The following is a 26,129-nucleotide window of genomic DNA, read 5'->3' as shown; positions in this document are numbered from 1 at the left end:
TCATGAGCATTAAAGCTGAAGAAATCAGTGCGCTGATAAAAAAGCAAATTGAAAACTATCAGTCTGAAATAGAAGTAAACGACGTGGGTACAGTAATCCAGGTTGGTGATGGCATTGCTCGTGTTCATGGTCTTGATAATGTAATGGCAGGGGAGCTTGTTGAGTTCTCAACAGGAGTATTGGGCCTTGCACAGAACCTTGAGCAGAACAACGTAGGTATCGTTATCCTTGGGCCATTCTCTGACATCAAGGAAGGCAGCGATGTACGCCGTACCGGCAGAATCATGGAAGTCCCTGTAGGCGACGAACTGATCGGCCGTGTAGTTAACCCTCTTGGACAGCCAGTTGACGGCCTGGGGCCGATCAACGCAGTGAAGAGCCGTCCGATCGAAAGCCCGGCTACTGGAGTTATGGACCGTAAATCCGTTCATGAGCCGCTTCAGACAGGGATCAAAGCGATCGATGCACTTGTTCCAATCGGCCGCGGACAGCGTGAGCTTATCATCGGTGACCGCCAGACAGGTAAAACATCTGTTGCAATCGATACAATCCTGAACCAGGCTGACCAAAACATGATCTGTATCTATGTGGCAATCGGCCAGAAGGAATCAACAGTCCGTAATGCTGTTGAAACCCTCCGCAAAAACGGCGCTTTGGACTACACAATCGTAGTGACGGCATCTGCATCACAGCCGGCTCCTCTATTGTTCCTGGCTCCTTATGCAGGAGTTACAATGGGTGAAGAATTCATGTTCAACGGAAGACATGTCCTTGTCGTTTACGATGATCTGTCAAAACAGGCTTCTGCCTACCGTGAACTTTCCCTTCTTCTCCGCCGTCCTCCAGGCCGTGAAGCATTCCCTGGTGACGTATTCTATCTGCATTCACGCCTTCTTGAGCGTGCTGCAAAGCTTAACGATACACTTGGTGCCGGTTCCATCACTGCGCTTCCGTTCGTAGAAACGCAGGCTGGGGACATCTCGGCTTATATTCCGACAAACGTTATCTCTATCACGGACGGACAGATCTTCCTTCAGTCTGACCTGTTCTTCTCTGGCGTGCGTCCAGCGATCAATGCCGGTCTTTCTGTATCCCGTGTCGGCGGTTCCGCGCAGATTAAAGCGATGAAGGCCGTTGCCGGTACACTCCGTCTTGACCTTGCTTCATTCCGTGAGCTTGAAGCATTCGCACAGTTCGGCTCTGACCTTGATAAAGCGACACAGGCTAAGCTTAACCGCGGAGCCCGTACTGTTGAAGTCCTGAAGCAGGACCTGAACAAACCGCTTAAGGTAGAGAAGCAGGTTGCCATCCTTTATGCATTGACCCGCGGCCATCTTGATGACATTCCAGTAAGCGATATCCGCCGTTTCGAGGGCGAATTCCACAGCTGGTTAGATCAAAACCGCCAGGGCTTGTTAGACCATATCCGTACAACAGGGAACCTGCCTAAGGATGAAGAAATGGTTTCTGCCGTTTCTGACTTCAAGAAGACATTCGTTGTTTCTGAGTAATGGATCTTAACAAACTCTTTGATATAGGTGGTGAGAACTAATGGCATCTTTACGCGATATAAAAAACCGTATTACCTCAACCAAAAAGACGAGCCAGATTACGAAGGCGATGGAAATGGTATCCGCTGCAAAGTGGAACCGGGCTGTCCAGAATGCAAAATCGTTTGAGCCCTACATGGATAAGATCCAGGAAGTGGCAGCGAGCGTTGCAGCCGGCAGCCAGGGAGTCAACCATTCCATGCTGGTATCCCGCCCTGTCAAAAAGACGGGTTACCTCGTAATCACTTCTGACCGTGGATTGGCCGGGGCATATAACAGCAGCGTGCTGCGCCATGTCTTCCAAACCATCAAACAGCGCCATAAGTCTCAGGACGAGTACGCCATCATTGCCATCGGACGTGTAGGACGCGATTTCTTCGTGAAGCGCGGCATGAAAGTGGAGCTTGAGATCATCGGTCTTCCGGACCAGCCATCTTTTGCTGACATCACCGAGATTACCGGCCCTACAGTCGGAATGTTCTCTGATGGGACATTTGATGAATTGTACATGTACTACAACCACTATGTCAGTGCCATCCAGCAGGATGTCACCGAACGGAAGCTGCTTCCGCTTACGGATATAGCTCCGGCCGGCAAAATGGTCTCATATGAATTTGAGCCGTCTGCTGAAGACATTTTGGAAGTATTGCTGCCACAATATGCAGAAAGCTTAATTTTTGGTGCTGTCCTCGACGGGAAAGCAAGTGAGCATGCCGCCCGCATGAGTGCAATGAAGAGTGCGACTGATAACGCAAAAGACCTTATCAACTCTCTTTCATTGCAGTTCAACCGCGCCCGCCAGGCAGCAATCACGCAGGAAATCACCGAGATCGTCGGCGGTGCAGCTGCACTCGAATAATCAACAGGGAGAAGGGGCCGATGCTCCTTCCCCATATATATAGTTCGTCTTAGTAATGTATAGGAGGGAAAACGATGAATATAGGACGCGTTACCCAGGTTATGGGTCCGGTTGTTGACGTTAAGTTCGAAAGCGGACAGCTTCCTCAACTCTACAACGCACTAACAATCTCCCAGGCTGCTACTGAAAGTGGTGTGGCAATCGAACTAACTCTCGAAGTTGCCCTTCATTTAGGTGATGACAGCGTACGTACCGTAGCGATGGCCTCAACAGACGGCTTGACCCGCGGAGTGGCAGTAACTGATACAGGATCTCCGATTTCCGTACCGGTGGGCGATGTGACTCTTGGCCGTGTTTTCAACGTGCTCGGAGAAAATATCGACCTTGATGCACCAATTGGTGCTGAGGCACGCAGAGATCCGATCCACAGACAGGCTCCTGCTTTTGAACAGCTTTCTACAACAGTAGAAATCCTTGAAACGGGAATTAAGGTAGTAGACCTTCTTGCCCCTTATATCAAAGGTGGAAAAATCGGTTTGTTCGGCGGTGCGGGTGTAGGTAAAACTGTACTGATCCAGGAACTTATCAATAACATCGCTCAAGAGCACGGCGGTATCTCCGTATTCGCAGGTGTTGGTGAGCGTACACGTGAAGGAAACGACTTATTCCACGAAATGAGCGATTCCGGCGTTATCAAGAAAACAGCAATGGTATTCGGACAGATGAATGAGCCGCCGGGAGCGCGTATGCGTGTTGCCCTGACAGGCCTTACAATGGCTGAATATTTCCGTGATGAGCAGGGACAGGATGTTCTTTTCTTCATCGATAACATCTTCCGTTTCACACAAGCGGGCTCTGAAGTATCAGCCCTTCTTGGACGTATGCCGTCTGCGGTTGGTTACCAGCCGACACTGGCAACAGAGATGGGTCAGCTTCAGGAGCGTATTACATCTACAAACGTTGGTTCCGTAACATCCATCCAGGCGATCTACGTTCCTGCGGATGACTATACAGATCCGGCTCCAGCCACAACATTCGCTCACCTTGATGCAACAACCAACCTTGAGCGTAAATTGACAGAAATGGGTATCTACCCTGCGGTAGATCCGCTTGCTTCAACTTCCCGTGCCCTTACACCTGAAGTTGTCGGTGAAGAGCATTACGGCATTGCCCGCCAGGTACAGCAGACCCTGCAGCGTTACAAAGAGCTTCAGGATATCATCGCGATCCTTGGTATGGACGAGCTTTCAGATGAGGATAAATTGATTGTACACCGCGCACGCCGTATTCAATTCTTCTTATCTCAGAACTTCCACGTGGCAGAGCAGTTCACGGGCCAAAAAGGTTCTTACGTTCCTGTTAAAGAAACGGTCAAAGGCTTCAAAGACATTCTTGCAGGAAAATATGATGACCTTCCGGAAGATGCTTTCCGCTTAGTGGGAAGAATTGAAGAAGTTATCGAAAAAGCAAAACAAATGGCGTAAGTTAGGGACCTAGGAGGGTATGAAATGAAGACGTTACAAGTCAGTGTTGTTACTCCCGATGGCCCAGTGTATGACGCAGAAGCTGAAATGGTAAGCACCAAAGCCCAAAGCGGGGACCTGGGTGTCCTTCCCGGCCATATTCCTATGGTTGCACCGCTGCAAATCGGTTCTGTCCGCCTAAAGACCGGCGGCAGCACAGAATTTATCGCTGTCAGCGGCGGACTGCTTGAAGTGCGTCCAGACAAAGTTACCATTCTCGCTCAATCTGCCGAAAGAGCCGAGAATATTGACCTTGCCCGTGCGAAAGCTTCGGCGGCCCGCGCCGAAAAACGTCTGCAGGACAAGAACGACAGCATCGACTCAAAACGTGCTGATCTTTCCCTGAGACGTGCCATCAACCGCATAACCTTAGCTGAACGTAAAGGCTAATCCAGCACCCCTCCAAATCTGGAGGGGTGTTTGTTTATTATTTATAAAATAGAAGTTTCGTGAGCGGGCAAAGAGCCGTTTTACCTATTAGCAGATTCACAAAACAGTGCTACTTTCCAAACAAAATCAATACACTAATAGAGAGGACAATCAGGAGATGCTTCTTCCAAAGATTGGTTCTTAGCCTTATCGACACTATTATATAAGAATGATATAATGAAGACGCTTACAAATAATTTGATAGTTCAAAATTATTAAATAATGGAGGGTGGCACCCGCATTGAATAGCTATCAAAATAGTTATTTGATTGTATTTGTGTTCCTATGCCTCGGCATTTTGCTTCCTGTCGCGGCGTTGTTTTTGGGCAGGCTGCTCAGGCCGCATAAACCGGATGATGCTAAATATACAACCTATGAAAGCGGGATTGAGCCTTTTCATGATTCCAGGATTCAATTTAATGTCAGGTACTATATTTTTGCCCTGATGTTTGTCATTTTTGATGTAGAGACGGTTTTTCTGTATCCGTGGGCCGTGGCCTATGACCAATTAGGTGTTTTTGCCCTGATTGAAATGCTGATTTTCATGGTAATGCTTGCAATCGGCTTGATTTATGCCTGGAAGAAGAAGGTGTTGAAATGGATGTAACACTGGAGGGGCTGACCCCCGCAGAAATGGAAGAGCTTAGAAGAAATGTGTTTATGGCAACGCTTGAGCAGATCAAGGCATGGGCCAGGAGCAATTCGCTATGGCCGATGACCTTTGGCCTTGCTTGCTGTGCCATTGAGATGATGGGCGTTGGTTCATCTCATTACGACCTGGACCGGTTTGGATCCTTCTTTAGGACTTCACCCCGCCAGTCGGATGTTATGATCGTATCCGGCACCGTTACGAAAAAAATGGCACCGGTCCTCCGGAGGCTGTACGATCAGATGCCGGAGCCTAAATGGGTCATTGCCATGGGATCCTGTGCAACCGCTGGCGGGCCTTATGTAAAATCGTATGCGGTCGTAAAAGGGGTCGATCAGATCGTTCCTGTTGATGTATACATACCCGGCTGCCCTCCGAATCCGGCAGCGCTGATATACGGTATTAATAAGTTGAAAGAGAAGATACGCTACGAGGCTAAAACCGGGAAGAAGGTGATCTGATCGTGGCTGATGAGAAAGACCTGGAGCTCGCCAAGAAAAAAGCAGCGGCCGCTGCAAAGGCTAAGGCAGCCGCGCTAGCCAAAAACAAAGCGAAGGAAGCGGCAGATAGCAGCCGGATGGCTGAAGAATCGGATCATCCCGGCGGACCGGAGCTCGCGGCAGCTCTCTCGGAACTTGAATTGACCAAGCAAAAAGCCGCCGCCGCCGCAAAAGCAAAAGCAGCCGCGCTTGCGAAGAAGAATCGTATGGAAACCATAGAAGAACCCTCTACCCCAGAACCTGCTTCAGGAACAGAATCAGAACCCGCCGAAGCCCTGGACCTTGCGAAGAAAAAAGCGGCAGCCGCCGCCAAAGCAAAAGCAGCCGCGCTTGCGAAGAAGAAACGTATGGAAACCGCAGAAGAAACCTCCACCACAGAACCTGCTTCAGAAACAGCATCAGAACCCGCCGAATCCCTGGACCTTGCGAAGAAAAAAGCGGCAGCTGCCGCCAAAGCAAAAGCAGCCGCTCTTGCGAAGAAGAAACGTATGGAAACCGCAGAAGAAACCTCCACCCCAGAACCTGCTTCAGGAATAGAATCAGAACCCGCCGAATCCCTGGACCTTGCGAAGAAAAAAGCCGCAGCTGCCGCCAAAGCAAAAGCAGCCGCGCTTGCGAAGAAGAAACGTATGGGAACCGCAGAAGAACCCTCCACCACAGAACCTGCTTCAGCAGAATCAGAACCCGCCGAATCCCTGGACCTTGCGAAGAAAAAAGCCGCAGCTGCTGCGAAGGCTAAGGCTGCAGCTCTTGCGAAAAAGCAACGGCTGGATAGTGATTCAGCGTCTCCCGGGAGTGACCTTGATGCAGCTAAAAGAAAAGCGGCCGCTGCCGCCAAAGCAAAAGCAGCTGTCCTTGCAAAGAGCGGCCGGGAAACTTCAGGGGTTTCAGGAGAAGAAAAGGCAAAGGCTGCAGCTGCTGCTAAAGCAAAGGCCGCCGCTGCTGCCAGAGCGAAAGCGGGCAGGACAGAAGATGGCGAAGCCGCCGGGAAGGGGCCGTCCGTCAATCAGCCTGTACTGGACCGGTACATAGCCATACTGCAGGAAAGTCTCGGGAATGATGTACTGGAAGATTCATATATTAACAGCCTTTCCAAGGAAATTCCGACACTTGTTGCCAGGCCGGACACATATATCAGGGTGGCACAATGTCTAAAGGAACATGAGGGGCTGGCATTTGATTATTTGTCAGAGCTTCATGGCACGGATTATGAAACGCATATGGAAGTGTATGTTCATCTGTTTTCATACAGGCACCGCCATTCAGCTGCCTTGAAGGTGAAGCTTAACAGGGGGGCCCCTTCCATTGAATCGCTTGCTCCCCTCTGGCCCGGGGCCGCCTGGCCGGAGAGTGAAGCCTATGATTTATTGGGCATATTCTTCAAGGACCATCCGGACCTGAAGAGGATTCTGCTCGGTGAGGACTGGGTCGGTTTTCCGCTCCGGAAGGATTATGAACCGTATGATGTGGAGGTATAGCCATGATCCGCACTGAAGAGATGCTTTTGAATGTAGGGCCACAGCATCCGAGTACACACGGGGTGTTCCGGCTGGTTATAAAAATTGACGGAGAAATCATTAAAGAAGCTGAACCGGTCATCGGGTATCTGCACCGCGGGACAGAGAAGCTTGCGGAGGATCTGCAATATACACAGATTATCCCGTATACAGACCGTATGGATTACCTTTCGGCGATGACCAATAATTATGTGCTCTGCCACGCGGTTGAAACGATGATGGACATCAAGGTCCCGGACAGGGCCGAATATCTTCGGGTGCTCTCCATGGAACTGGGGAGAATCGCGAGCCATCTGGTGTGGTGGGGAACATATCTCCTGGATATTGGCGCAGTGAGTCCTTTTCTCTATGCATTCAGGGAAAGGGAGATGATCATCAATCTGCTCACTGAGTTATCGGGTGCCCGGCTGACTTTTAATTATATGCGTGTCGGCGGCGTGAAATGGGATGCGCCCGATGGCTGGATTGATAAGGTAAAAGAGTTTGTTCCATATATGAGGGAGCAGCTGAAGGGATATCACCAGCTCGTCACTGGGAACGAGATTTTCATGAAGCGGGTGAAGGGCGTTGGCAGATACAGCCGGGATGAAGCGGCGGCCTATTCCCTGAGCGGGGCGAACCTCCGCTGTACGGGGGAGAAATGGGACCTCAGAAAAGACGAACCGTATTCCATTTATGACCGTTTTGATTTTGATGTGCCGGTCAGGACCGGTGGGGATGCCTGGGCCCGCTATGAATGCCGGATGGAGGAGATTGTGGAGAGCCTGAAGATCATCGAACAGGCAGCAGAACAATTTCCGGCTGAAGGGGAAATCATGGCGAAGGTGCCGAAGATCATCAAGGCTCCCAAGGGCGAGGCCTATGTCCGCATAGAGTCGCCAAGGGGGGAGATTGGCTGTTTTATCGCAAGTGAAGGGAAGAAGGAGCCGTACCGGCTGAAATTCAGGCGGCCGTCCTTTTACAATCTGCAGATCCTGCCTAAGCTTTTAAAGGGGGAGAACATGGCCAACCTGATCACCATCCTCGGGGCCATCGATATTGTACTCGGGGAGGTGGATGGCTGATGGTGCAGGAATTGCTGCAATCCAGTCCAGGATTATTAAACTTTGGGGTCTTTTTTCTGCTGGCTGCCATCCTGCTCCTGGTGATTCTGGGATTTGTGACGTATGCCATCCTCGCCGAACGGAAGGTTATGGGCTTCATGCAGCTCAGGCAGGGCCCGAATCAGGTAGGCGGCCGCTTCGGGCTTCTGCAGACCGTGGCCGATGTGCTGAAGCTATTAATCAAGGAAGATACGATTCCAAAGCTTGCCGACAGGCCGCTGTTCATCCTGGCTCCGGTCATCGCCTTTGCACCAGCCTTTATGGTCGTGGCTGTGATTCCTTTTACAGATCAATTTCAATTTGCTGATATTGGGATCGGGCTGCTCTATTACATTGCCATTTCCGGACTATCCACGGTCGGCATAGTGGCAGGCGGATGGGCTTCCAATAATAAATACGCCCTCCTTGGAGGGATGCGGGCAGCCGCCCAGATGATTTCCTATGAAATTCCGCTGGTTATGTCGGTGCTTGGCGTGATTCTGCTTGCAGGCAGCCTGAACCTGAATGAGATTGTGGCAGCACAGAGTAATGGCTGGTTTATTTTAAAGCAGCCGCTTGGCTTCATCATATTCATCGTTGCATCGATAGCCGAGCTCAATCGGACTCCCTTTGACCTGCCGGAAGCGGAATCTGAGCTAGTGGCGGGCTTCCACGTTGAATACTCGGGTTTCCGCTGGGCGTTTTTCATGCTTAGTGAATATGTATACCTTTTTGCGATGGCGTCGCTGACCACTGTTCTTTTCCTGGGAGGCTGGGGCCCGCTCCCATTCCTCGATATCATCCCTGCGGCCGTATGGTTCAGCCTGAAGTTCAGCGTGGTGGTGTTTGTACTGATCTGGATCAGGGTGACCCTGCCGCGTCTGCGCGCTGATCAATTGATGGAGTTTGGGTGGAAGGTCCTGCTTCCAGCGGCCCTCTTCAACATATTCCTGACAGCCGTTGTGAAGGAATTGATTAAAGCCTTGTAACAGAACTAAAACTTGGCCGGTAGGCCTGCCATTGAAGGGGGAATGAACATCATGCTTGGATTGGCCAAGGGGTTCAAGTATACACTGAAGAACCTGACACGGAAAAAGATGACCTATGATTACCCGAATGAGCCGCTGCCCCTGCCTGACCGTTTCCGCGGCATCCAGAAGTTTTACCCGGAGAAATGCATTGTCTGCAACCAATGCTCCAATATCTGCCCGACAGACTGCATCCAGCTTACAGGAAAGAAACATCCGGATCCTGCGAAAAAAGGAAAAATCATAGATACCTATGATATCAATTTTGAAATCTGTATTTTATGTGATCTCTGTACAGAGGTTTGTCCGACCGAGGCAATCATCATGACCAATAACTTTGAGCTGGCCGAGTACAGCCGGGACCAGCTGTTCAAGAACCTGGAGTGGCTGGATGAAAATGATGAGAACATCAGGGCGGTGAATAAGCCATGAGTTTCTCCGGAGAATGGATTGCCTTCTTTCTGCTTTCAGGTGCGGCCTTAGCCGGCGGACTGCTGCTGATCAATCTTTCAAAGGTCGTCCATATGGTGATAGCGCTCGTCCTGACCTTTGTCAGCATTGCCGGATTGTTCGTCCTGCTGTCAGCTGAATTTGCGGCGGCCGTTCAGATCCTTATTTATTCAGGTGCCATCACGATCATCATGCTGTTCGGCATCATGCTGACACGCCATGATGACAGCAGCGCAAGGAAGTCCGGTTTATTGAAAAAAGGGCTGATTTTAGCGGCGGCGGCCGGGTTCGGGCTCGCCATGTATATGGGGATCTACAATCTGGATATCCCCGTCCAGGAAACGAAGCTCCATGAGGACAACACAAGGCAGATCGGGGTTGAATTGTTTTCAAAGCATGTGATACCGTTTGAAGTCACCTCGGTTTTACTGCTCGCCGCCCTGATCGGGGCCATTGTCCTCGCAAAAAAGGATAGAGACGAACAGGAGGGGGATTCATGACGGGTATACCGCTGTCTGGATATCTGGTGCTTGCACTGATCTTATTTTGCATCGGTTTATACGGCGCCTTGACGAAGAGGAATGCGGTCATCGTCCTCATATCAATTGAATTGATGCTGAATGCAGTCAATATCAACCTGGTCGCCTTCTCAAAGCTCGGATTCGCCCCCTCGCTGTCAGGGCAGATCTTTACACTGTTCACAATATCAGTGGCAGCTGCGGAAGCGGCAGTGGGACTTGCCATTTTAATGATGCTGTACAATCGGCGAAAAACGGTGAATGTGGATGAAATGGATCAGCTGAAGGGCTGAGCCGGATAGATAGATGAAGATTCATCAAGAAGGTGCTTATGGCCTTCGGAAATGAAAAGGGGATTTGGCCGTGATAGAGAATGCATGGATTATACCTCTGTTCCCGCTCCTGTCGTTTCTCTTGCTCCTGCTGCTCGGGCGGAGGCTGAAGGAAGCGAGTGCCTACATTGGGATGGCATTTACGCTGTTTTCTTTATTGTTTTCCCTGTTGGTGCTCTGGGATCTTTTTGACTCGCCTGTATATAAAGCAGAAGCCGGCTGGCTGAGCTTTGGGAAAACGACAATCACGGCGGGAATCGAGGTCAACCAGCTGAATGCTTTGATGCTTGTCATCGTTTCGCTGGTCAGTTTTCTGGTACATACATATTCCATGGGCTATATGGAGGGGGAAGGGCGGTTTTCCGTTTTTTATGCATACCTGGGCTTTTTCACATTTGCGATGCTTGGCCTCGTCCTTTCGCCCAACCTTCTGCAGCTCTATATATTCTGGGAGCTCGTGGGTGCGGGATCTTTCCTTTTGATCGGCTTTTACTTTTATAAGGAAGAAGCAAAGCAGGCAGCCAAAAAGGCATTCATTATGACGAGGATAGGGGATGTGGGCCTGTTCATTGGAATGATTCTGCTATTCTGGGAAACTGGGAGCTTTGAATTCTCTGATATTTTTGCAGCAGTCCAGGCTGGTGCCATTTCACCCGGAATGATCACATTGACGGCCATTTTGATCTTCATCGGCGCTATGGGAAAATCAGGGCAATTTCCGCTTCATTCCTGGCTTCCGGATGCGATGGAAGGCCCCACACCGGTTTCTGCCCTCATTCATGCAGCGACCATGGTGGCTGCCGGCGTCTATTTAGTGGCTGCACTGTTCCCGCTATTTTCCGCAAGCGAAACAGCCATGCTTGCCGTGGCGGTGACTGGAGCGTTTACCGCCATCTTCGCTGCGACCATCGGCCTCGTCCAGACAGATATCAAAAGAGTGCTGGCCTATTCGACAGTAAGCCAGCTCGGGTATATGATGCTGGCCCTTGGTACAGGCGGCTATGTGGCTGGAGTCTTCCACCTTATGACACATGCCTTCTTCAAGGCGCTGCTCTTCCTGGCAGCAGGGAGTGTCATCCATGCGGTGCATACGCAGGATATCGAAGAAATGGGAGGTTTGTGGAAGAAGCTTCATCTGACAGGTCCGCTGTTTTTGATCGGGGCGATGGCCATTTCGGGCGTCCCTTTGCTCTCGGGCTTTTTCTCCAAGGATGAAATCCTCGTTTCCGCCTGGAACAACGGAAATTATGTACTCTTCGGACTTGCGCTGATAACGGCCTTTTTGACTGCGTTTTACATGTTCCGGCTCTTCTTCCTGGTTTTCACGGGCAAGCCTAAGAATCAGAAGGAAATTAATGAGTCCCCGGTTTCCATGACGGTTCCGATGCTCGTCCTTGGCGTGCTCGCCATCGGCAGTGGATATGTTAACACCCCCTGGTTCGGCACATTCCTTGGAGACTGGCTGACAAAGGGAAATGAGTTCCTTGAACACAACCACGACGCAGGACCGCTCTGGATCATGCCGGCTGCCTCTGCTGCATCCATTGCAGGTATTGCACTCGCCTATTTCATATACTGCAGGGGCACACTGTCCCGTACGTGGCTTGGCGGGGAAGGGAATGCAGTCTATACGATCCTGTGGAATAAATATTATATGGATGAAATCTATGAGGCAGCGATCATCAGGCCGGCGGGCATCATCAGCATATTTGCAAGCTATATTGACCGATATCTCGTAGAGGGCCTGGTAAACGGGACAGCCCAGGCAGCCGAGAAGCTCGGAAAGCTGGGATCGCGCCTGCAAAACGGGCAGGTGCAATGGTATGGGACAGCAGCATTTCTTTCGACTGCCATCCTGCTTTTAATTTATGCACTGGCAGAGGGGGTTTTTAAGTGATGCTGGACAGCTTTTTAACAATTATCATCTTTTCCCCGCTGCTTGGCATCATAGCGCTCGTTTTCATTCCGCGAGAGAAGGAAGCAGTATTGAAGGCAGCTGGAATTTTTGGAACGCTCCTGCCGCTGCTGCTGTCCTTTTATCTGTACGGCCATTTCATTGGCGGCGGGAGCCTGGATGTTTTTTCTGTAAAAACTTCCTGGATCCAGCTTGGGAATGCAGGGGCTGCCCAATCAGGGCTGTTTGCTGTGGACTATGAGCTCGCACTGGATGGCTTCTCGCTTCTTATGGTGCTTCTGACTGCCCTGCTCACGACGCTTGCGGCCATTGCTTCCCTTCATATAAAAAAAGAGTGGAAGGGCTACTTCCTGCTGCTGCTTGTGCTTGAGACCGGCATGCTGGGAGTTTTCATGGCCCAGAATTTGATATTATTTTTTATCTTTTTCGAAATCACCCTCATTCCCGCTTTCTTCCTGATCGGGAAGTGGGGCTATGCTGAAAAGGAGAAGGCAGCATACAGCTTTTTGATCTACAATGGCCTCGGCTCGGCTGTCCTGCTGATCGCGATTATTGTGCTGTTTGCCCGTACAGGGACCTCTAATATTGAAGCGCTCAGGTATTTGATGAATACCGAGGGAGCAGAGCTGGTTTCTCCCATCACAGAAGGAATGAAATACGGCCTTCTGGCTGCCCTTCTCATCGCCTTTGGGGTGAAGCTGCCGATATTCCCGCTTCATACCTGGATGCTGAAGGTCCATGTACAGGCACCTCCGGCAATCGTCATGCTTCATGCGGGCATCCTCCTGAAAATTGGCGCCTTTGGCCTGATCCGCTTTGGCATGGGAATCTTCCCGCAGCAATTCAAGGAGCTCTCGGTCATCATCTCAGTCCTTGGCGTGATCAACCTCCTGTACGGGGCATTCCTTGCCATGATTCAGAGGGAATTCAAGCTGGTGCTCGCTTATTCTTCCATATCGCATATGGGAATCGTGCTGATCGGGCTTGGTGCCCTGAACGAAGCCGGCCTGCAGGGTGCGGCCTTCCAGGTGGTATCCCACGGTCTGATTGCTGCTCTCCTGTTCTTCCTGGTAAGTGTAATTTATGAGCGTCTGCAGACCACATCCCTCATCACACTCGGAGGTTTGTCACAGGCCATGCCGGTTACTGCCGGGTTCCTCCTGGCGGGGGCGCTGGCCTCGCTCGGCCTTCCGGGCATGTCAGGCTTTGTGAGTGAGTTCCTTGCCTTTCTCGGACTTTTTAAAAGAGATCCGCTGCTTGCTGCCATCGGTGCGTTTGGAATCATTCTGACCGCTGTTTATTTGCTCAGGGCGGTCATGGGCATCAATTTTGGGAAGAAAGGCGTTGCCGTCAGGAAGGGAGCGATTGCTGACATACGCGAGCTTGAATGGGTGCCTGCCCTCGTTCTGACAGCAGCAGTCATCCTGATCGGGGTGTACCCTGCTGTGCTGGGTGCACCGCTCAAAGACACGGTTGACTTCATCATGGCAGGACTTGGAGGTGGCAGGGGATGAATCTGGAGACATTGCTTTCGTATAAATGGGGATTGATGGCACCGGAATTCATCATTCTCGGGACATCCGTCCTGCTGTCACTCCTGGATCTTTTCCTCCCTAAAAAAGCGGACAGGAGGAATCTCGCCTGGGTGGGGCTTGCCGGGGTGGTCATAGCAATTATTTCTCTGGCAGGGCTTGTGGATGCCAAAACAGGCTCCATCCTCCAGGATTCTTTCCGCCTCGATTCATTTGCGAAGGCATTTAAGCTCCTGCTGCTGACAGGGGCGGGCTTTGTTTTAGTCATGGCCCGCAGCTATCATCCTAAAAGGGGATTTAAAGAGTACAGAGGCGAGTTTTACTATCTATTCCTGACCGGCCTCCTCGGCGCGATGATCATGACCTCAAGCGGAGACCTCATCACATTGTTTACCGGGCTTGAACTGCTGTCTCTTTCCTCCTATATCCTGGCCGGCATGAGGAAGACAGTGGCTTCAGGAGAAGCGGCGCTCAAATATCTGATCACCGGCGGCATATCGACTGCAATTACCCTGTTTGGGATGAGCTATTTATATGGCCTGTCAGGAACAACGAACCTGAAGGCGATGGCAGGCATCATGACTGAACAATTGGGAAGCGGCGGGTTTATGTATCTGTACGGCCTTGCCTTCTTCCTGGTGCTTGCGGGACTTTCGTTTAAGATTGCGGCTGCCCCCTTTCATATGTGGGCACCGGATGTGTATCACGGCTCGCCGACACCAGCTGCTGCATTCCTCGGCGTCGTGTCAAAAACAGCCGGATTTGCCATCCTGCTGCGGATCATGCTGACTCTCTACCTGACTACACCAGGAAATGCGGGGGGCACGGTTTCCTTTTTGGAACACAACAGCATCTACATTGCCTGCCTCGCAGGCATAACCATCATCGCCGGCAATCTGACCGCTCTTCGTCAGCGGAACGTGAAAAGGATGTTCGCTTATTCAAGCATCGCTCATGCCGGGTATCTGCTTGCTGGTTTTTCAGCGCTCGGCTATTTTACCTTTGATGCCGTCTGGTTTTACCTGGCAGCCTATCTGTTTATGAATCTCGGAGCCTTCGCGGTCATCCAGGCGGTAGCAGACGGGGAGGATTCATGCGATATCTCCCATTTTGCCGGGCTTTACCGAAGGTCCCCTCTCCTTGCCGGGGGGCTTTCTGTCCTGATCCTGTCGCTTGCGGGCATACCAGGTACCGCAGGCTTTATCGGCAAGCTGAACATCTTCATGAACGCCCTGATGACAGAACCGGGCCATTATGTACTGGCCTCCATCATGATTGGCGGTACCATCGTATCCTATGTATACTATTTTGGCCTTATGGTCCAGATGTTCTTCCGCCCGGCTCCTGCCCCGGCCCCGGAAAAAATCAAGACGGCACCGGCACTCGGCGTAGTGATTGCCTTGACAGCTGCAGTTACCATCCTGCTCGGAATTCACCCAAACCTCGCACTGGATCTGCTTCATGGACCGTTTGGAAGCTTTGATGATTTTCTGAAATGATCAGGTTTTTGAAAAGGGCTGAGCCGCCGGGACGGTTCGGCCTTTTTGTTGTGCCGGGGGTGTGGGGGGATTTCAGCTTTTGTATGGGAATTTTCTAATTGGTGATGTAAGAAGATGATAATTTTATACAAGGTTGATTGCAGAGGAAGGCGGGAGACTCCTGCGGGATATGCGGGGCAGGCGAAGACGAGGAGTCTCGCCGCCCGCCAGCTCAGGCTGAGCGCCTGCAGCGGAAGCTTGAAGACTCCTTGAACCAGCTCCAAGGCTTTCGACCCTCGAGTCATAAGCCAAGCCGGCTATGGGAAGAAAGATCGCTTCCCATAGCCGGCTCGTCTTATGCTTGGCTAACGCATAAGTGCGGCTAGGCTTCTTTATCGGGTCTCTGCCTGCCATTTTAGTGCCACATTTAAACCAAGTACCCGAACATTGAGCTATTAATAAGTTATATTTTACAGGCACCGCTTTCCGCTTTTCTTAAAATGTTCAAAAATAGTATTATCTTCATAAAGCGATGGAGCGCAAGCTGTGATATGATGAACAAATGGAGTTTATTTAAAGGAGACCTGACATGATGTTTTCAAGTGGACAGCAGGCACTGCTTGGCATTACGATTCATCTGTTTTGCTTTGCGGTTGTATGGTGGGCGCTTCAGGCGCTGAATTTTGAAAAGATGCTGAGGGCTGGCAGGGTGCTGCAGGCACGTGTTCTCTACATACTCCTGACCATTGCCATCGGATCGGCGGCAGCAGACTTCCTGCTGAACTACCTATTTTGGTCGAATCAACTTCCCTCCATTATTGAATAGTTTTTTTCGAGGTTATTGTGAAGCAGGTCACAGATTCACCTCTGGCAGGGCAGTGTCATAAAATGGCGATAAACGCCCGGTATGATCCGCCCTCCGTCCGGTAACACTGTTACTGATCGGGAGGGATTATGCCATGACAAAAAAATATATTCATATATTCATATATGCTATGCTGGCTGGTTTTATCTTACTTCACATTGGGAATAGTACGACTAAAGCAAAAAGCGATACAGATATCGTTAAAATGATACGGATCCTGCAAGCCCAGAAGAACGTGCAGATAAAGGATTGGTCTGTATTCGCGAGAGAAATAGACCATGAGATAAATTCAAGAACGCTGTTTGGCAAAAGAGTAAGAGAATTAAAAGCCCTTTATCCTGATTTTCACTGGCAGGAGACAAAAAACGACAGCTCTTTGTCAGCCTGGGGCACCAGGAAAAACGCACAAAACGGGACATTGGAAACAATTAAAATCATGTTGACCCTCACAAAACCCGGTTCCACTGCGTATATGCTGTATGATATAAGGGGAAATGAGTGGTCACAGGAAACTGCCCCTTTCCTGAAGGGGAATTTTTATGACAAGCTGGATGACATTTTTCGAGGAAAACCATCAATTTTCACTTGTATTCAGGGGGAAGTAAGTGATAAGATGGTGAAGGTTTTATCAACTTATGTTAATGAGATGGTGAAAGCTTTTCATGCGACTGAAATAGAGAGCATAAAGGAAGACAGCTTTGTATCTATCTCAGCGCACTCGACCATGTTTGAGAGTTATCTGACTGAAGAAAAAATGAATCTGCAGGTTGCCATGCGAACGGTGGGAATGGGCGGAAAGACTGCCTTTGTAGTTGGAACACCCATAATCACCACTGAATATTAATATAGAGAAATTGGACGCGGAGGGGAATACTTTTGGAAAAAATCATCGTCCGCGGCGGAAAAAGGCTGAGCGGAACCGTTAAAGTTGAGGGAGCGAAAAACTCCGTTCTACCTGTAATCGCTGCAACATTATTAGCAAGTGATGGGAAAAGTACCTTAAAAGATGTACCGACTCTCTCCGATGTATACACGATCAATGAGGTATTAAGAAAATTGAACGCCGATGTAGCGTTCGATAATAATACAGTGACAGTTGATGCATCAAGGGAGTTATTGGAAGAAGCACCATTTGAATATGTGCGCAAGATGAGGGCATCTGTACTTGTGATGGGATCCCTTCTAGCCAGGAACGGAAGAGCGCGTGTTGCGCTTCCTGGCGGCTGTGCAATCGGTTCACGTCCGATCGACCAGCACTTAAAAGGCTTCGAGGCTATGGGAGCCAAAGTTAAGGTAGGAAACGGATTTATCGAGGCTGAAGTGGACGGCAGACTTAAGGGAGCAAAGGTTTACCTTGACTTCCCAAGTGTCGGCGCGACAGAAAATATCATGATGGCAGCAGCTTTGGCTGAAGGTACAACCATCCTTGAAAATGCGGCAAAAGAGCCTGAAATTGTAGACCTGGCTAACTTCATCAACAAGATGGGCGGCAAGGTGAAAGGTGCGGGTACAGCCACGCTCAAGATTGAAGGCGTGGAAAAGCTGTACGGTACAGAGCACTCGATCATTCCTGACCGTATCGAAGCGGGTACATTCATGGCGGCAGCAGCTATTACAGGTGGAAATGTACTGGTAAAAGGTGCGGTGCCTGAGCATCTATCTTCCCTGATTTCTAAAATGGAAGAAATGGGTGTAACCATCCAGGAAGAAGAAGAAGGCCTGCGCGTTATTGGTCCGGATCAATTAAAAGCAGTAGACATCAAGACGATGCCGCATCCAGGATTCCCGACAGACATGCAGTCCCAAATGATGGCGCTCCTGCTTCGTTCAACGGGTACCGGCATGATTACAGAAACTGTATTTGAAAACAGGTTCATGCATGTGGAAGAATTCCGCCGCATGAATGCGGATATCAAGATTGAAGGCCGCTCTGTAATCACCAATGGACCATCTGACCTTCAAGGTGCGGAAGTAATGGCTACCGATCTTCGTGCAGCTGCATCCCTCATCCTGACAGGTCTCGTTGCAGAGGGTGTTACCCGTGTAACCGAGCTTAAGCATCTGGACCGCGGCTATGTGAATTTCCATGGCAAGCTTGCTGCTCTTGGGGCAGATATCGAGCGTGTGAAGGATGAAACAGCAGTGGAAGCAGAATCTGTGAAAGCAGAAAATGCATAAGTCTTAAAAAAAGCTAGTTTATTAAATAGAGCTGGATCCTTACCTGGATCCAGCTTTTTTAAATCTACCATTTTTGGAAGCATCACACGCATATTTGCTAGCGGGAAGCCATACATATTAGTAAGCAGCATGTATCACTGACTTTGCTGCCACATACATGTATAGGGGGCGCCATTTTGAAAGCAGTCAAACCTATGGTCATTTTTCTAATCATATCAGCAATCGTTACACTCATGATCCCCGCCATCCTCGTGCTTCCTTTTTCAGATGGACCCGCGAGCGGGAAATTGGCAGAGAAACTGCAGGATAAAAAGAAGGTGAGCCAGATGAACAAGAACAAAGGGCCGGCCCTCGATGTGGCTGTGTACAGAGATGCAGCACAGCTGATTGAAGATGTACCTCTTGAGGATTATGTCAGGGGAGTGGTGGCGGCCGAGATGCCGGCCAATTTCGAGCCTGAAGCCCTAAAGGCCCAGGCATTGACTGCCAGGACTTATATCGTTAAGCAGCTGATGACGAATAATACTAAAAATGCCCCTGAGGGAGCCAATGTGACAGATACGGAATCCCACCAGGTCTATAAGAATGACAAAGAGCTGAAAGCGCTTTGGCAATCGGATTACAGCTGGAAAATTAAAAAAATAAAAACGGCGGTTGAAGAGACCAGCGGACAAATTCTTACTTATAAATCGAATCCAATTGAAGCGACCTTCTTTTCAACGAGCAATGGATATACGGAAAACTCTGAGGACTACTGGCCTAATAAAATTCCATACCTGAAGAGTGTAGAAAGTCCATGGGACAAAGATTCACCAAAATTCTACAGCCAGAAAACTCTCTCCATTGAAGATTTTCAAGATAAGCTTGGCGTGCAGCTTTCGGATAAAGCGGTGGTGGGCACGATAACGGCCAAGACGGCAGGAAAACGGGTGGCAAAGGTGGAAATAGGCGGTAAAGAACTTACCGGAAAGCAGATCCGGGAAAAGCTCGGCCTTAAATCCACCGATTTCTCCTGGATCAGAAAGGGAAGTGAAATTGTCATCTACACCAAAGGCTTCGGCCATGGAGTTGGCATGAGTCAGTACGGGGCGAACGGAATGGCCGCGGCCGGGAAAAAATACACCGATATCGTCAAGCACTACTACCAGGGCGCAAAAATCACTGAAGCTGCCCCGTACCTTACCAAAATCACCGCCGGGAAATAAACGGGATATGGGGCCTGGCTCCCCGTTTGACCAGCAGCCAGGCAATAATGACGCCGGTTACGTCTTTAATGACATCAATCAGCGAGGAGCTGCGTGACGGGATGAAGGACTGATGATATTCATCCAGCACCCCGTAAAGACCGGCTGCTATGGCGGCCATCATATTCAAGGCGGGAGTGAGCCTTCCATTTACCTTTAATGCGGCCGCAAATAATAGATAGAGTATGGCGAATTCTATGAGATGCAGAGATTCTTTCATAAAGGAATCAATCCTTGAGGATTTTAATTCCACCACCAGATCATCCGGATTGCTTGATAGAAACCAAATCAGGCCCATATATAGAAAGGGCAGAAGGCTGATGATGATTCTGAATGCGTTCTTCACTGTATTCCTCTTTTCATTTCAGCATGACAGCGCCTAATTGTGTTTGTTCCTGCTCTTGTCCAGTTTCTTTTCCTGCAGAGGCTGTTAGTTTAAAACTCATGTTTTAATTATAACAGGGGAAGGGCCGGCTGTCAGAAGTACAGCCGGCCCTCATCAGTGTGATTAGATGCCAAGTGCCTTTTTGGTGGCACTCCCCACAATACCATCCGCTTTAAGTCCTTTTTTCATTTGAAAGGTTTTCACGGCTTTTTCCGTATTTGAACCAAAGATCCCATCGATGCCTTTGGTGCTGTAGCCGAGGGAGGTCAATTTTTTTTGCAGTTCAAACACTTCCGGTCCGCGGCTTCCTTTCTTCAGTACCTTTGCAGGCTGGGGTGCAGGCGCTGTGTCTCCGCCCTTTACCTTGAAGCCGTAGGAGGCTGCAATGCTGTTGAAGGACTTTGCGGCCGAAGTGATGATTACCGGGGTATTGACCGGAATTTGGGTATACAGCCATTCAACCTCACCGTCATACATCCTGATGCATCCGCCGCTCGCATATGTCCCGATGGATGCCGGGTTATTATTGCCATGAATCGCATATGTCGTTCCCCAGGTCTGCCTGGCATTCAGCCCCAGCCACCGGTTCCCGAGCGGATTCCTTGGGTCGCCCCCTGGTATATGCCCCGTATAATAAGGCCGGTTGACGATCTTATTCACCACTTTAAACTTCCCCTCGGGTGTATAGGACGGCTTCCTGCCTGTCGCCACTTTGAACACCTTTGACAGAGTTCCGTTTTTATAAAATGCAAGCTGATTATTCGCCTTATTAATCACAATGAGCCTGCTTTCAGCGGCATAAATGCTGTGCCCGCTGAATCCGAGAATGCTAATGAGCAAGAATACGGATAAAATGACTAGTTTCTTTAACAAAGACTCCCCCCCTGATTTTTTCATCTGTTTATCCTATGAGGGGAGGAGTGGGGACTTTACAAAAATATAGAAAGACGGCTGAACTATTTTGAGCCAAAACATTAAAAAAGAAGACGATTGCTCAATCGCCTTCTCCGTTCGTAAGGTTGATCTCCGCTGCAGGCGCTCGCTTTCCGCGGGCAGGCGGTGAGCCTCCTCGGCTTTGAAGCACCTAGAGCGTAAGTCACCTGGTTTATTAACCTAATTTCCTGATGGAATGACAGACTTTTAGAAAGAGAAATTATTTTTTATCAAATTTAACACGTTGATCGAACACCAGCCACTTGTTTCCTTCTTTGACAAAACATGTAGTGGCGGTGTGATTTCGTTCCATTTCACTGATGCGGTATTGTGAGATATATAAATAAGACTTTCCGTTTTTCACAAAGTGAGTAACGGTCGGCTTCTCTGGCTGATATTTCGCCTGCCAATCCAGTGGGTACAGCGATAGTCCCCAAGTATCGGTTTCGAGGATATGATACAGTGCGTTTCCTTTACTATCCTTGCCAGCAGATCTAAACTGCTGTGTGAAATATCTGTCTATAAAGGACTGGGTAAACTGTGGGGATAGAATAGCATAAATCTGTTTTTTGGTGTAACTTTTGCTCTTGCTAATTAGCTGTGCATTATATGCTTTGTCAGAAATGGCTTTTGCAGCAGCGGGTGACATGGTGCTGTAGAATCTTAAATAGTCATCAGAAACATACCTTTTTTTCTTAGCGTAAAGAATTTGGGCCCAGCCGCTTTTAATGGAATAGACCGTCACCCTTGCCGTGTTCTTTAGAGAACCAACCTTTTTGTAATTCACCCCAGGACCGCTTCTAACATTCAATGTTCCGCTTGATACATCGACTACCCCTGTTTTAACAGCGGCTTCTGCCTGATTGACAGGGGCGAAGACCAATAATATCAGGATAAAAGCCAGTATCCCTTTCATCATCTTGTTCTTCATATTCTTCCTCCTCATCCCGTTTACCCTGGTAAATGTAAACCAACTCTTTTCTTTCACTCCTTGCAGCTGTCCTAAGTAAAGCCGTCATAACTTCAGCTCAAAGAAATATAAACAGGCTTCGGTAGAATGTGATTTCCTTTAATTTACTATAACAAAACTGTAAGTAAATTCCATCCTGATTTTAAAAATGCCCTTTGAATAACCTCAGGTTTTATAAAATATTTCCTTTTAGTGCATAATGCTTCCGCCTCTGTAGAACACTAATCAGAAAAAATTTTTTCGGGGTGTGTATATATTTTCTGAATTCTGTTCAGAATGGCTGATGAGGTGATAATCATGAGAGAGGAAGAAAAGAAACGGACTTCTCAAAAATCAAATTTCCAGCGTATGATAAGTAAGCGCTGGGCACTTCCAGCAATCTACATCCTATGTGCAGCAATCGTATTATCAGCAGTGATCTGGTACCAGAATACGGGCAGTGAATCAAGCAATCCCGGGAATCAAAAATCAGCTGAGCTTGGCAAAAATGAAAAGCAGCCAGCCGTTGAAGCGAACCGAGGATTAGAAAACTTCTCAATGCCGGTAAAAGACCAGGACAATGCAGTCGTCAAAAAAGATTTCTATGATGCGAATGGTTCTAAGGAAGAGCAGGAAGCAGCTATGGTTTACTACAATAACACGTTTGAACAGAATAAAGGCATGGACATTGCCATGAAAGACGGCAAAGGCTTTAACGTCATTGCTTCACTAAGCGGTGAAGTGACCCGGGTGGATGAAGATTCAGTCCTTGGAAATGTGATTGAAATTGAACACAGCAAGGGAATCGTGACTCGCTATACTTCTGTAAAAGACATGAACGTCGCGGTTGGGGACAAGGTATCTAAAGGACAGGCGATTGCCAAAGCCGGACAAAGCCTGCTGAATGAAGAAGCCGGCACACATGTTCACTTTGAAATCCGTAAAGATAATATGGCAGTGAATCCAAAGAGCTATTTTGAAAAGTCGCTGGCTGACCTTCAGGAAGCAAGCATTGCCCCTGTGAAAACAGAGCAGGTGGATGAAGATAAGGCAGACACTGAAAAAAGCGTCCAGGATGAAAGCACAATAGAAGAAGACAAGTCTGAATCCAAAGAAGACAGCAGCGAAAAAGCTGAAGATAAAGAACAAGGCACAGATACCTCTTCTGATGAAGAACAGAATTCAACTGAAACACCAACAAAAAATAACTAAACGTCAAACTTCCCGTTTGAATAGCAACTGAACAGGAAACCCGCCTTTATGGCGGGTTTTTTGTGTGCCATCGGACAGTGGTCGACAAATTTCTCGGGAAATAATCGTTGTTAATGTACAGGGAATTTAAAAACCTTGCCGGCCCGGCCTGTCCCTATTCAGAAATTCGGGTATATATTCTGAACCAAGCTAATAAACTGTTACAAACCTTACAAAAACTGGTGAACAGAGAGTGGCTGAGGTGGGGATCGTTATCTGCGACTGGGAATTTAGCTGAATATACATTCATATGCTGACAGGGAAAATAGTTTTATATACATAGGGCGAAGCTCATTTCACACTTCTCAACTTCAATTTAGGGAGGGCGAGTGGTGTGCACGATTACATCAAAGAAAGAACTATCAAGATAGGAAAGTATATCGTGGAGACAAGAAAAACGGTTCGCGTGATTGCGAAGGAGTTTGGTGTATCCAAAAGTACTGTCCACAAAGATCTTACAGAGAGGCTCCCGGAAATCAGCCCGGAGCTGGCAAACGAAGTGAAAGATATCCTGGACTATCACAAATCAATACGTCACCTCAGGGGCGGCGAAGCAACCAAAATGAAATACAAGAAACCGGAGTATGAAGAAGAAACAGTCAAATAAAACAAAGAGAAGTGCCGGAATTGTGTCCGGCATTTTTTAATTTTGGAAATAATCCGGGAAATGGGGACTGTCCCCTGGAGTTTGTGATAAAATAGGTAATTGGAACGTATTTCTAAATTTTAGCAGTGGAGTAATAAGGAGGAAGTGTACCGTTATGTTCGCAAGAGATATTGGAATCGATCTTGGGACTGCTAACGTGCTGATACATGTTAAGGGTAAAGGGATCGTATTGAATGAGCCGTCGGTAGTTGCCATTGATAAGAATACAAATAAGGTGCTCGCAGTAGGTGAGGAAGCCAGGAGGATGGTTGGCCGAACACCTGGGAATATTGTCGCAATCCGGCCGCTGCAGGACGGGGTCATTGCCGATTTTGACGTCACGGAATCAATGCTCAAGCATTTTATAAATAAATTAAATGTGAAGGGCCTTTTATCCAAGCCCCGCATCCTGATCTGCTGCCCTACCAACATCACAAGTGTAGAACAGAAAGCCATCAAGGAAGCAGCCGAGAAAAGCGGCGGCAAAAAGATTTTCCTTGAAGAAGAGCCGAAGGTCGCAGCCATTGGCGCAGGTATGGACATTTTCCAGCCCAGCGGCAATATGGTAGTGGATATTGGCGGAGGGACGACAGATGTGGCTGTGCTTTCCATGGGAGACATTGTGACTTCATCATCGATCAAGATGGCTGGCGACAAGTTTGATGCCGAAATCCTGAATTACATAAAACGCAAATATAAATTATTGATCGGGGAACGCACCTCCGAAGAAATCAAAATCAAAGTGGCGACCGTCTTCCCTGGAAGCCGCGACGAGGAAATTGATATCCGGGGCCGGGACATGGTCTCAGGGCTGCCAAGGACCATCTCGGTCAAATCGGAAGAAATCAGCGGAGCCTTGAAGGAGTCTGTAGCAGTCATCGTCCAGGCAGCCAAAAGCGTCCTGGAACGGACCCCGCCGGAGCTTTCTGCAGACATCATCGACCGCGGCGTCATCCTGACAGGCGGCGGCGCACTGCTGCACGGAATAGACCAGCTCCTGGCTGAAGAATTGAAGGTCCCGGTATTGGTGGCCGAAAATCCTATGGACTGCGTAGCCATCGGAACAGGAATCATGCTCGACAATATGGACAAACTGCCAAAACGTAAGTTTGTTGTGTAATGCTCAGGTTCTTTTCTAAGATATTGTGTTTGTTGAGGTTTGGGAGACAAACTTATTATTAGAGACGGTTGATTGGAACGAAAGGTGCGGGACTCCTGCGGGAAGAGAGCCGTTTCATGAACGCAAAAAAATAAGGGCCTGCTGTCTTTATGGGAAGGTAGAACAGCAGAGCCCTTATTTTTTATAATTTATACCACCACAGCCCCGGATTAAAACACTTTTTATAAAAAAACTCCAGTTATTCGATTAAAAATAGAAACAGCCTGCCGATATATATATCTATAGAGATTCCACAAAAATTTTCTCTCTTATTATGAGGTGAATATATATGCTCAGAGGTTTTTATACAGCAGCTTCCGGTATGCTGTCCCAGCAGCGCCGCACTGAAATGCTGACCAATAATATATCAAATGCCAATACACCCGGCTATAAGGCTGATCAGTCTTCCATGAGGGCCTTTCCCAAAATGCTCCTCAGCCGGATGGAAAGTGAGAATATCCCGACTTCAAAAGGACTGACACTCCCTAGGAACACGAAAATTGGAGACATCAGTACCGGTGTATATATGCAGGAAGCGATGCCGAACTTCAGGCAGGGAGACATCACTCAAACAGAGCGCAGCACAGACATCGCCCTCTTGGATGGGGCCATGCCCCTGGACCCGGAAACCGGGCGTCCGGGCACAGCCCTTTTCACCGTCTCCGATGGCAGCGGTGAAGTCAGGTATACAAGAAACGGAAACTTCACGCTTGATGCGGCCGGATTCCTGACAGAACCAAGCGGAAATTATGTCCTGGATGCGGCCGGGAACCGAATCCAGCTGGAAAGTGAAAACTTCACCGTCAGCGAGGATGGTGTCATCAGCGAGGGCAATGGTGAGTCTGCAAGGCTCGGCATCGCATTTGCCGCTGACCCATACAGGCTGGTAAAAGAAGGGGATGGCCTATTCCGCGCTGAAGCGGGCCAGGACATCCAGAGCGCCTATGGCCAGAACGGAGTGGAATTCAAGCTCCAGCAAGGCTCAATCGAACAATCCACTGTTGACCCGGCCAAGACTATGACAGATATGATGACAGCTTACCGTGCCTTTGAAGCGAACCAAAAGGTCCTTCAGGCTTATGATAAAAGCATGGACAAGGCAGTGAACGAGATCGGGCGGATCGGCTGATCAATGAAGTTCCGAGCAGGGGGTAAAA

At 49.0% G+C, this 26,129-nt stretch carries 27 protein-coding genes; 23 read left to right on the top strand and 4 right to left on the bottom strand.

Annotated features, from left to right (window positions below; genetic code table 11):
• Positions 1 to 2 precede the first annotated feature (2 nt).
• From atpA to nuoN, 15 genes are all read left to right on the top strand, one after another.
• Positions 3 to 1,511 (top strand): F0F1 ATP synthase subunit alpha, encoded by a 1,509-nt coding sequence (gene atpA, locus V1501_RS20335; RefSeq protein ID WP_409290687.1) that lies wholly within the window; start codon positions 3 to 5, stop codon positions 1,509 to 1,511.
• 40 nt (positions 1,512 to 1,551) lie between these two features.
• Positions 1,552 to 2,409, top strand: coding sequence for an ATP synthase F1 subunit gamma (gene atpG / locus V1501_RS20330; protein ID WP_409290686.1), 858 nt, complete (start codon positions 1,552 to 1,554; stop codon positions 2,407 to 2,409).
• Positions 2,410 to 2,483: 74 nt separating this feature from the next.
• A complete protein-coding gene (gene atpD / locus V1501_RS20325; protein ID WP_409290685.1) occupies positions 2,484 to 3,893 on the top strand; it encodes a F0F1 ATP synthase subunit beta in 1,410 nt (469 codons plus the stop codon).
• A gap of 24 nt (positions 3,894 to 3,917) precedes the next feature.
• Entirely contained in the window at positions 3,918 to 4,322 is a 405-nt protein-coding gene (locus tag V1501_RS20320) for a F0F1 ATP synthase subunit epsilon (RefSeq protein WP_409290684.1), read from the top strand.
• A 280-nt stretch (positions 4,323 to 4,602) separates the two neighbouring features.
• Positions 4,603 to 4,968: an NADH-quinone oxidoreductase subunit A gene (locus tag V1501_RS20315; RefSeq protein ID WP_409290683.1), complete on the top strand. Its 366-nt coding sequence runs from the start codon at positions 4,603 to 4,605 to the stop codon at positions 4,966 to 4,968.
• Positions 4,959 to 5,471: a NuoB/complex I 20 kDa subunit family protein gene (locus tag V1501_RS20310; RefSeq protein WP_409290682.1), complete on the top strand. Its 513-nt coding sequence runs from the start codon at positions 4,959 to 4,961 to the stop codon at positions 5,469 to 5,471. Before V1501_RS20315 ends, V1501_RS20310 begins: the two co-directional genes overlap by 10 nt.
• Before the next feature lie 2 nt (positions 5,472 to 5,473).
• Positions 5,474 to 6,988 carry an NADH-quinone oxidoreductase subunit C gene (locus V1501_RS20305; protein WP_409290681.1) on the top strand — a complete coding sequence of 505 codons (1,515 nt, stop codon included), beginning with the start codon at positions 5,474 to 5,476 and terminating at the stop codon, positions 6,986 to 6,988.
• Between the two features lie 2 nt (positions 6,989 to 6,990).
• Positions 6,991 to 8,091, top strand: a complete 1,101-nt coding sequence (locus V1501_RS20300; RefSeq protein ID WP_409290680.1) for an NADH-quinone oxidoreductase subunit D — start codon at positions 6,991 to 6,993, stop codon at positions 8,089 to 8,091.
• Positions 8,091 to 9,098, top strand: a complete 1,008-nt coding sequence (gene nuoH / locus V1501_RS20295; protein ID WP_409290679.1) for an NADH-quinone oxidoreductase subunit NuoH — start codon at positions 8,091 to 8,093, stop codon at positions 9,096 to 9,098. The genes V1501_RS20300 and nuoH overlap by 1 nt, the downstream gene beginning before the upstream one ends.
• Positions 9,099 to 9,149: 51 nt before the next feature.
• A complete protein-coding gene (nuoI, locus tag V1501_RS20290) occupies positions 9,150 to 9,569 on the top strand; it encodes an NADH-quinone oxidoreductase subunit NuoI (protein WP_409290678.1) in 420 nt (139 codons plus the stop codon).
• Positions 9,566 to 10,087, top strand: a complete 522-nt coding sequence (locus V1501_RS20285; RefSeq protein ID WP_409290677.1) for an NADH-quinone oxidoreductase subunit J — start codon at positions 9,566 to 9,568, stop codon at positions 10,085 to 10,087. The genes nuoI and V1501_RS20285 overlap by 4 nt, the downstream gene beginning before the upstream one ends.
• A complete protein-coding gene (gene nuoK, locus V1501_RS20280) occupies positions 10,084 to 10,398 on the top strand; it encodes an NADH-quinone oxidoreductase subunit NuoK (RefSeq protein ID WP_409290676.1) in 315 nt (104 codons plus the stop codon). Before V1501_RS20285 ends, nuoK begins: the two co-directional genes overlap by 4 nt.
• A 70-nt stretch (positions 10,399 to 10,468) precedes the next feature.
• Positions 10,469 to 12,334: an NADH-quinone oxidoreductase subunit L gene (gene nuoL / locus V1501_RS20275; RefSeq protein ID WP_409290675.1), complete on the top strand. Its 1,866-nt coding sequence runs from the start codon at positions 10,469 to 10,471 to the stop codon at positions 12,332 to 12,334.
• Positions 12,334 to 13,866 carry a NuoM family protein gene (locus tag V1501_RS20270; RefSeq protein ID WP_409293474.1) on the top strand — a complete coding sequence of 511 codons (1,533 nt, stop codon included), beginning with the start codon at positions 12,334 to 12,336 and terminating at the stop codon, positions 13,864 to 13,866. Before nuoL ends, V1501_RS20270 begins: the two co-directional genes overlap by 1 nt.
• On the top strand, positions 13,863 to 15,383 hold the full coding sequence (nuoN, locus tag V1501_RS20265; RefSeq protein WP_409290674.1) for an NADH-quinone oxidoreductase subunit NuoN: 1,521 nt from the start codon (positions 13,863 to 13,865) through the stop codon (positions 15,381 to 15,383). The genes V1501_RS20270 and nuoN overlap by 4 nt, the downstream gene beginning before the upstream one ends.
• A gap of 123 nt (positions 15,384 to 15,506) precedes the next feature.
• Here the strand turns inward: nuoN and V1501_RS20260 are convergent, their stop codons facing one another.
• Positions 15,507 to 15,776 (bottom strand): hypothetical protein, encoded by a 270-nt coding sequence (locus tag V1501_RS20260; RefSeq protein ID WP_409290673.1) that lies wholly within the window; start codon positions 15,774 to 15,776, stop codon positions 15,507 to 15,509.
• Positions 15,777 to 15,951: 175 nt separating this feature from the next.
• Between V1501_RS20260 and V1501_RS20255 the strand changes: the two genes are divergently transcribed.
• From V1501_RS20255 to spoIID, 4 genes are all read left to right on the top strand, one after another.
• Complete coding sequence (locus V1501_RS20255) at positions 15,952 to 16,188, top strand: DUF1146 family protein (protein ID WP_409290672.1); 237 nt, start codon at positions 15,952 to 15,954, stop codon at positions 16,186 to 16,188.
• Positions 16,189 to 16,321: 133 nt separating this feature from the next.
• Complete coding sequence (locus tag V1501_RS20250; protein WP_409290671.1) at positions 16,322 to 17,071, top strand: YwmB family TATA-box binding protein; 750 nt, start codon at positions 16,322 to 16,324, stop codon at positions 17,069 to 17,071.
• A gap of 32 nt (positions 17,072 to 17,103) precedes the next feature.
• A complete protein-coding gene (murA, locus tag V1501_RS20245) occupies positions 17,104 to 18,405 on the top strand; it encodes a UDP-N-acetylglucosamine 1-carboxyvinyltransferase (RefSeq protein WP_409290670.1) in 1,302 nt (433 codons plus the stop codon).
• A 176-nt stretch (positions 18,406 to 18,581) separates the two neighbouring features.
• A complete protein-coding gene (spoIID, locus tag V1501_RS20240; RefSeq protein ID WP_409290669.1) occupies positions 18,582 to 19,610 on the top strand; it encodes a stage II sporulation protein D in 1,029 nt (342 codons plus the stop codon).
• Here the strand turns inward: spoIID and V1501_RS20235 are convergent.
• The 3 genes from V1501_RS20235 to V1501_RS20225 form a co-directional block, all read right to left on the bottom strand.
• Positions 19,594 to 19,995 carry a VanZ family protein gene (locus V1501_RS20235; RefSeq protein WP_409290668.1) on the bottom strand — a complete coding sequence of 134 codons (402 nt, stop codon included), beginning with the start codon at positions 19,993 to 19,995 and terminating at the stop codon, positions 19,594 to 19,596. The two genes, spoIID and V1501_RS20235, sit on opposite strands and share 17 nt — an antisense overlap.
• 162 nt (positions 19,996 to 20,157) lie before the next feature.
• Positions 20,158 to 20,907, bottom strand: coding sequence for a L,D-transpeptidase family protein (locus tag V1501_RS20230; RefSeq protein WP_409290667.1), 750 nt, complete (start codon positions 20,905 to 20,907; stop codon positions 20,158 to 20,160).
• A 280-nt stretch (positions 20,908 to 21,187) separates the two neighbouring features.
• On the bottom strand, positions 21,188 to 21,898 hold the full coding sequence (locus V1501_RS20225) for an SH3 domain-containing protein (protein WP_409290666.1): 711 nt from the start codon (positions 21,896 to 21,898) through the stop codon (positions 21,188 to 21,190).
• 336 nt (positions 21,899 to 22,234) lie between these two features.
• Between V1501_RS20225 and V1501_RS20220 the strand changes: the two genes are divergently transcribed.
• The 4 genes from V1501_RS20220 (at position 22,235) to V1501_RS20205 (ending at position 26,101) form a co-directional block, all read left to right on the top strand.
• Positions 22,235 to 23,128 carry a peptidoglycan DD-metalloendopeptidase family protein gene (locus V1501_RS20220; RefSeq protein ID WP_409290665.1) on the top strand — a complete coding sequence of 298 codons (894 nt, stop codon included), beginning with the start codon at positions 22,235 to 22,237 and terminating at the stop codon, positions 23,126 to 23,128.
• A 373-nt stretch (positions 23,129 to 23,501) separates the two neighbouring features.
• The gene (spoIIID, locus tag V1501_RS20215; protein ID WP_026696020.1) at positions 23,502 to 23,774 is read left to right on the top strand and encodes a sporulation transcriptional regulator SpoIIID; all 273 of its coding nucleotides are present in this window, start codon (positions 23,502 to 23,504) and stop codon (positions 23,772 to 23,774) included.
• A gap of 154 nt (positions 23,775 to 23,928) precedes the next feature.
• Positions 23,929 to 24,933, top strand: a complete 1,005-nt coding sequence (locus V1501_RS20210; protein WP_409290664.1) for a rod shape-determining protein — start codon at positions 23,929 to 23,931, stop codon at positions 24,931 to 24,933.
• A gap of 328 nt (positions 24,934 to 25,261) precedes the next feature.
• The gene (locus tag V1501_RS20205) at positions 25,262 to 26,101 is read left to right on the top strand and encodes a flagellar hook-basal body protein (protein ID WP_409290663.1); all 840 of its coding nucleotides are present in this window, start codon (positions 25,262 to 25,264) and stop codon (positions 26,099 to 26,101) included.
• Positions 26,102 to 26,129: the final 28 nt, after the last annotated feature.

This window comes from Paraperibacillus esterisolvens (assembly GCF_046237625.1).
Classification (GTDB): domain Bacteria; phylum Bacillota; class Bacilli; order Bacillales; family DSM-1321; genus Paraperibacillus; species Paraperibacillus esterisolvens.
Note: the sequence above shows the minus strand (reverse complement) of the source record. Positions and strands in the feature narration are given on the sequence as shown.

Excerpts from the sequence above, each read along its gene's own strand:
- atpA (WP_409290687.1), top strand. The coding sequence starts at position 3 with ATGAGCATTAAAGCTGAAGAAATCAGTGCGCTGATAAAAAAGCAAATT.
- atpG (WP_409290686.1), top strand. The coding sequence starts at position 1,552 with ATGGCATCTTTACGCGATATAAAAAACCGTATTACCTCAACCAAAAAG.
- atpD (WP_409290685.1), top strand. The coding sequence starts at position 2,484 with ATGAATATAGGACGCGTTACCCAGGTTATGGGTCCGGTTGTTGACGTT.
- V1501_RS20320 (WP_409290684.1), top strand. The coding sequence starts at position 3,918 with ATGAAGACGTTACAAGTCAGTGTTGTTACTCCCGATGGCCCAGTGTAT.
- V1501_RS20310 (WP_409290682.1), top strand. The coding sequence starts at position 4,959 with ATGGATGTAACACTGGAGGGGCTGACCCCCGCAGAAATGGAAGAGCTT.
- V1501_RS20300 (WP_409290680.1), top strand. The coding sequence starts at position 6,991 with ATGATCCGCACTGAAGAGATGCTTTTGAATGTAGGGCCACAGCATCCG.
- nuoH (WP_409290679.1), top strand. The coding sequence starts at position 8,091 with ATGGTGCAGGAATTGCTGCAATCCAGTCCAGGATTATTAAACTTTGGG.
- nuoI (WP_409290678.1), top strand. The coding sequence starts at position 9,150 with ATGCTTGGATTGGCCAAGGGGTTCAAGTATACACTGAAGAACCTGACA.
- V1501_RS20285 (WP_409290677.1), top strand. The coding sequence starts at position 9,566 with ATGAGTTTCTCCGGAGAATGGATTGCCTTCTTTCTGCTTTCAGGTGCG.
- nuoK (WP_409290676.1), top strand. The coding sequence starts at position 10,084 with ATGACGGGTATACCGCTGTCTGGATATCTGGTGCTTGCACTGATCTTA.
- V1501_RS20270 (WP_409293474.1), top strand. The coding sequence starts at position 12,334 with ATGCTGGACAGCTTTTTAACAATTATCATCTTTTCCCCGCTGCTTGGC.
- nuoN (WP_409290674.1), top strand. The coding sequence starts at position 13,863 with ATGAATCTGGAGACATTGCTTTCGTATAAATGGGGATTGATGGCACCG.
- V1501_RS20260 (WP_409290673.1), bottom strand. The coding sequence starts at position 15,776 with ATGGCAGGCAGAGACCCGATAAAGAAGCCTAGCCGCACTTATGCGTTA.
- V1501_RS20255 (WP_409290672.1), top strand. The coding sequence starts at position 15,952 with ATGATGTTTTCAAGTGGACAGCAGGCACTGCTTGGCATTACGATTCAT.
- V1501_RS20250 (WP_409290671.1), top strand. The coding sequence starts at position 16,322 with ATGACAAAAAAATATATTCATATATTCATATATGCTATGCTGGCTGGT.
- V1501_RS20225 (WP_409290666.1), bottom strand. The coding sequence starts at position 21,898 with ATGAAGAACAAGATGATGAAAGGGATACTGGCTTTTATCCTGATATTA.
- V1501_RS20220 (WP_409290665.1), top strand. The coding sequence starts at position 22,235 with ATGAGAGAGGAAGAAAAGAAACGGACTTCTCAAAAATCAAATTTCCAG.
- V1501_RS20210 (WP_409290664.1), top strand. The coding sequence starts at position 23,929 with ATGTTCGCAAGAGATATTGGAATCGATCTTGGGACTGCTAACGTGCTG.
- V1501_RS20205 (WP_409290663.1), top strand. The coding sequence starts at position 25,262 with ATGCTCAGAGGTTTTTATACAGCAGCTTCCGGTATGCTGTCCCAGCAG.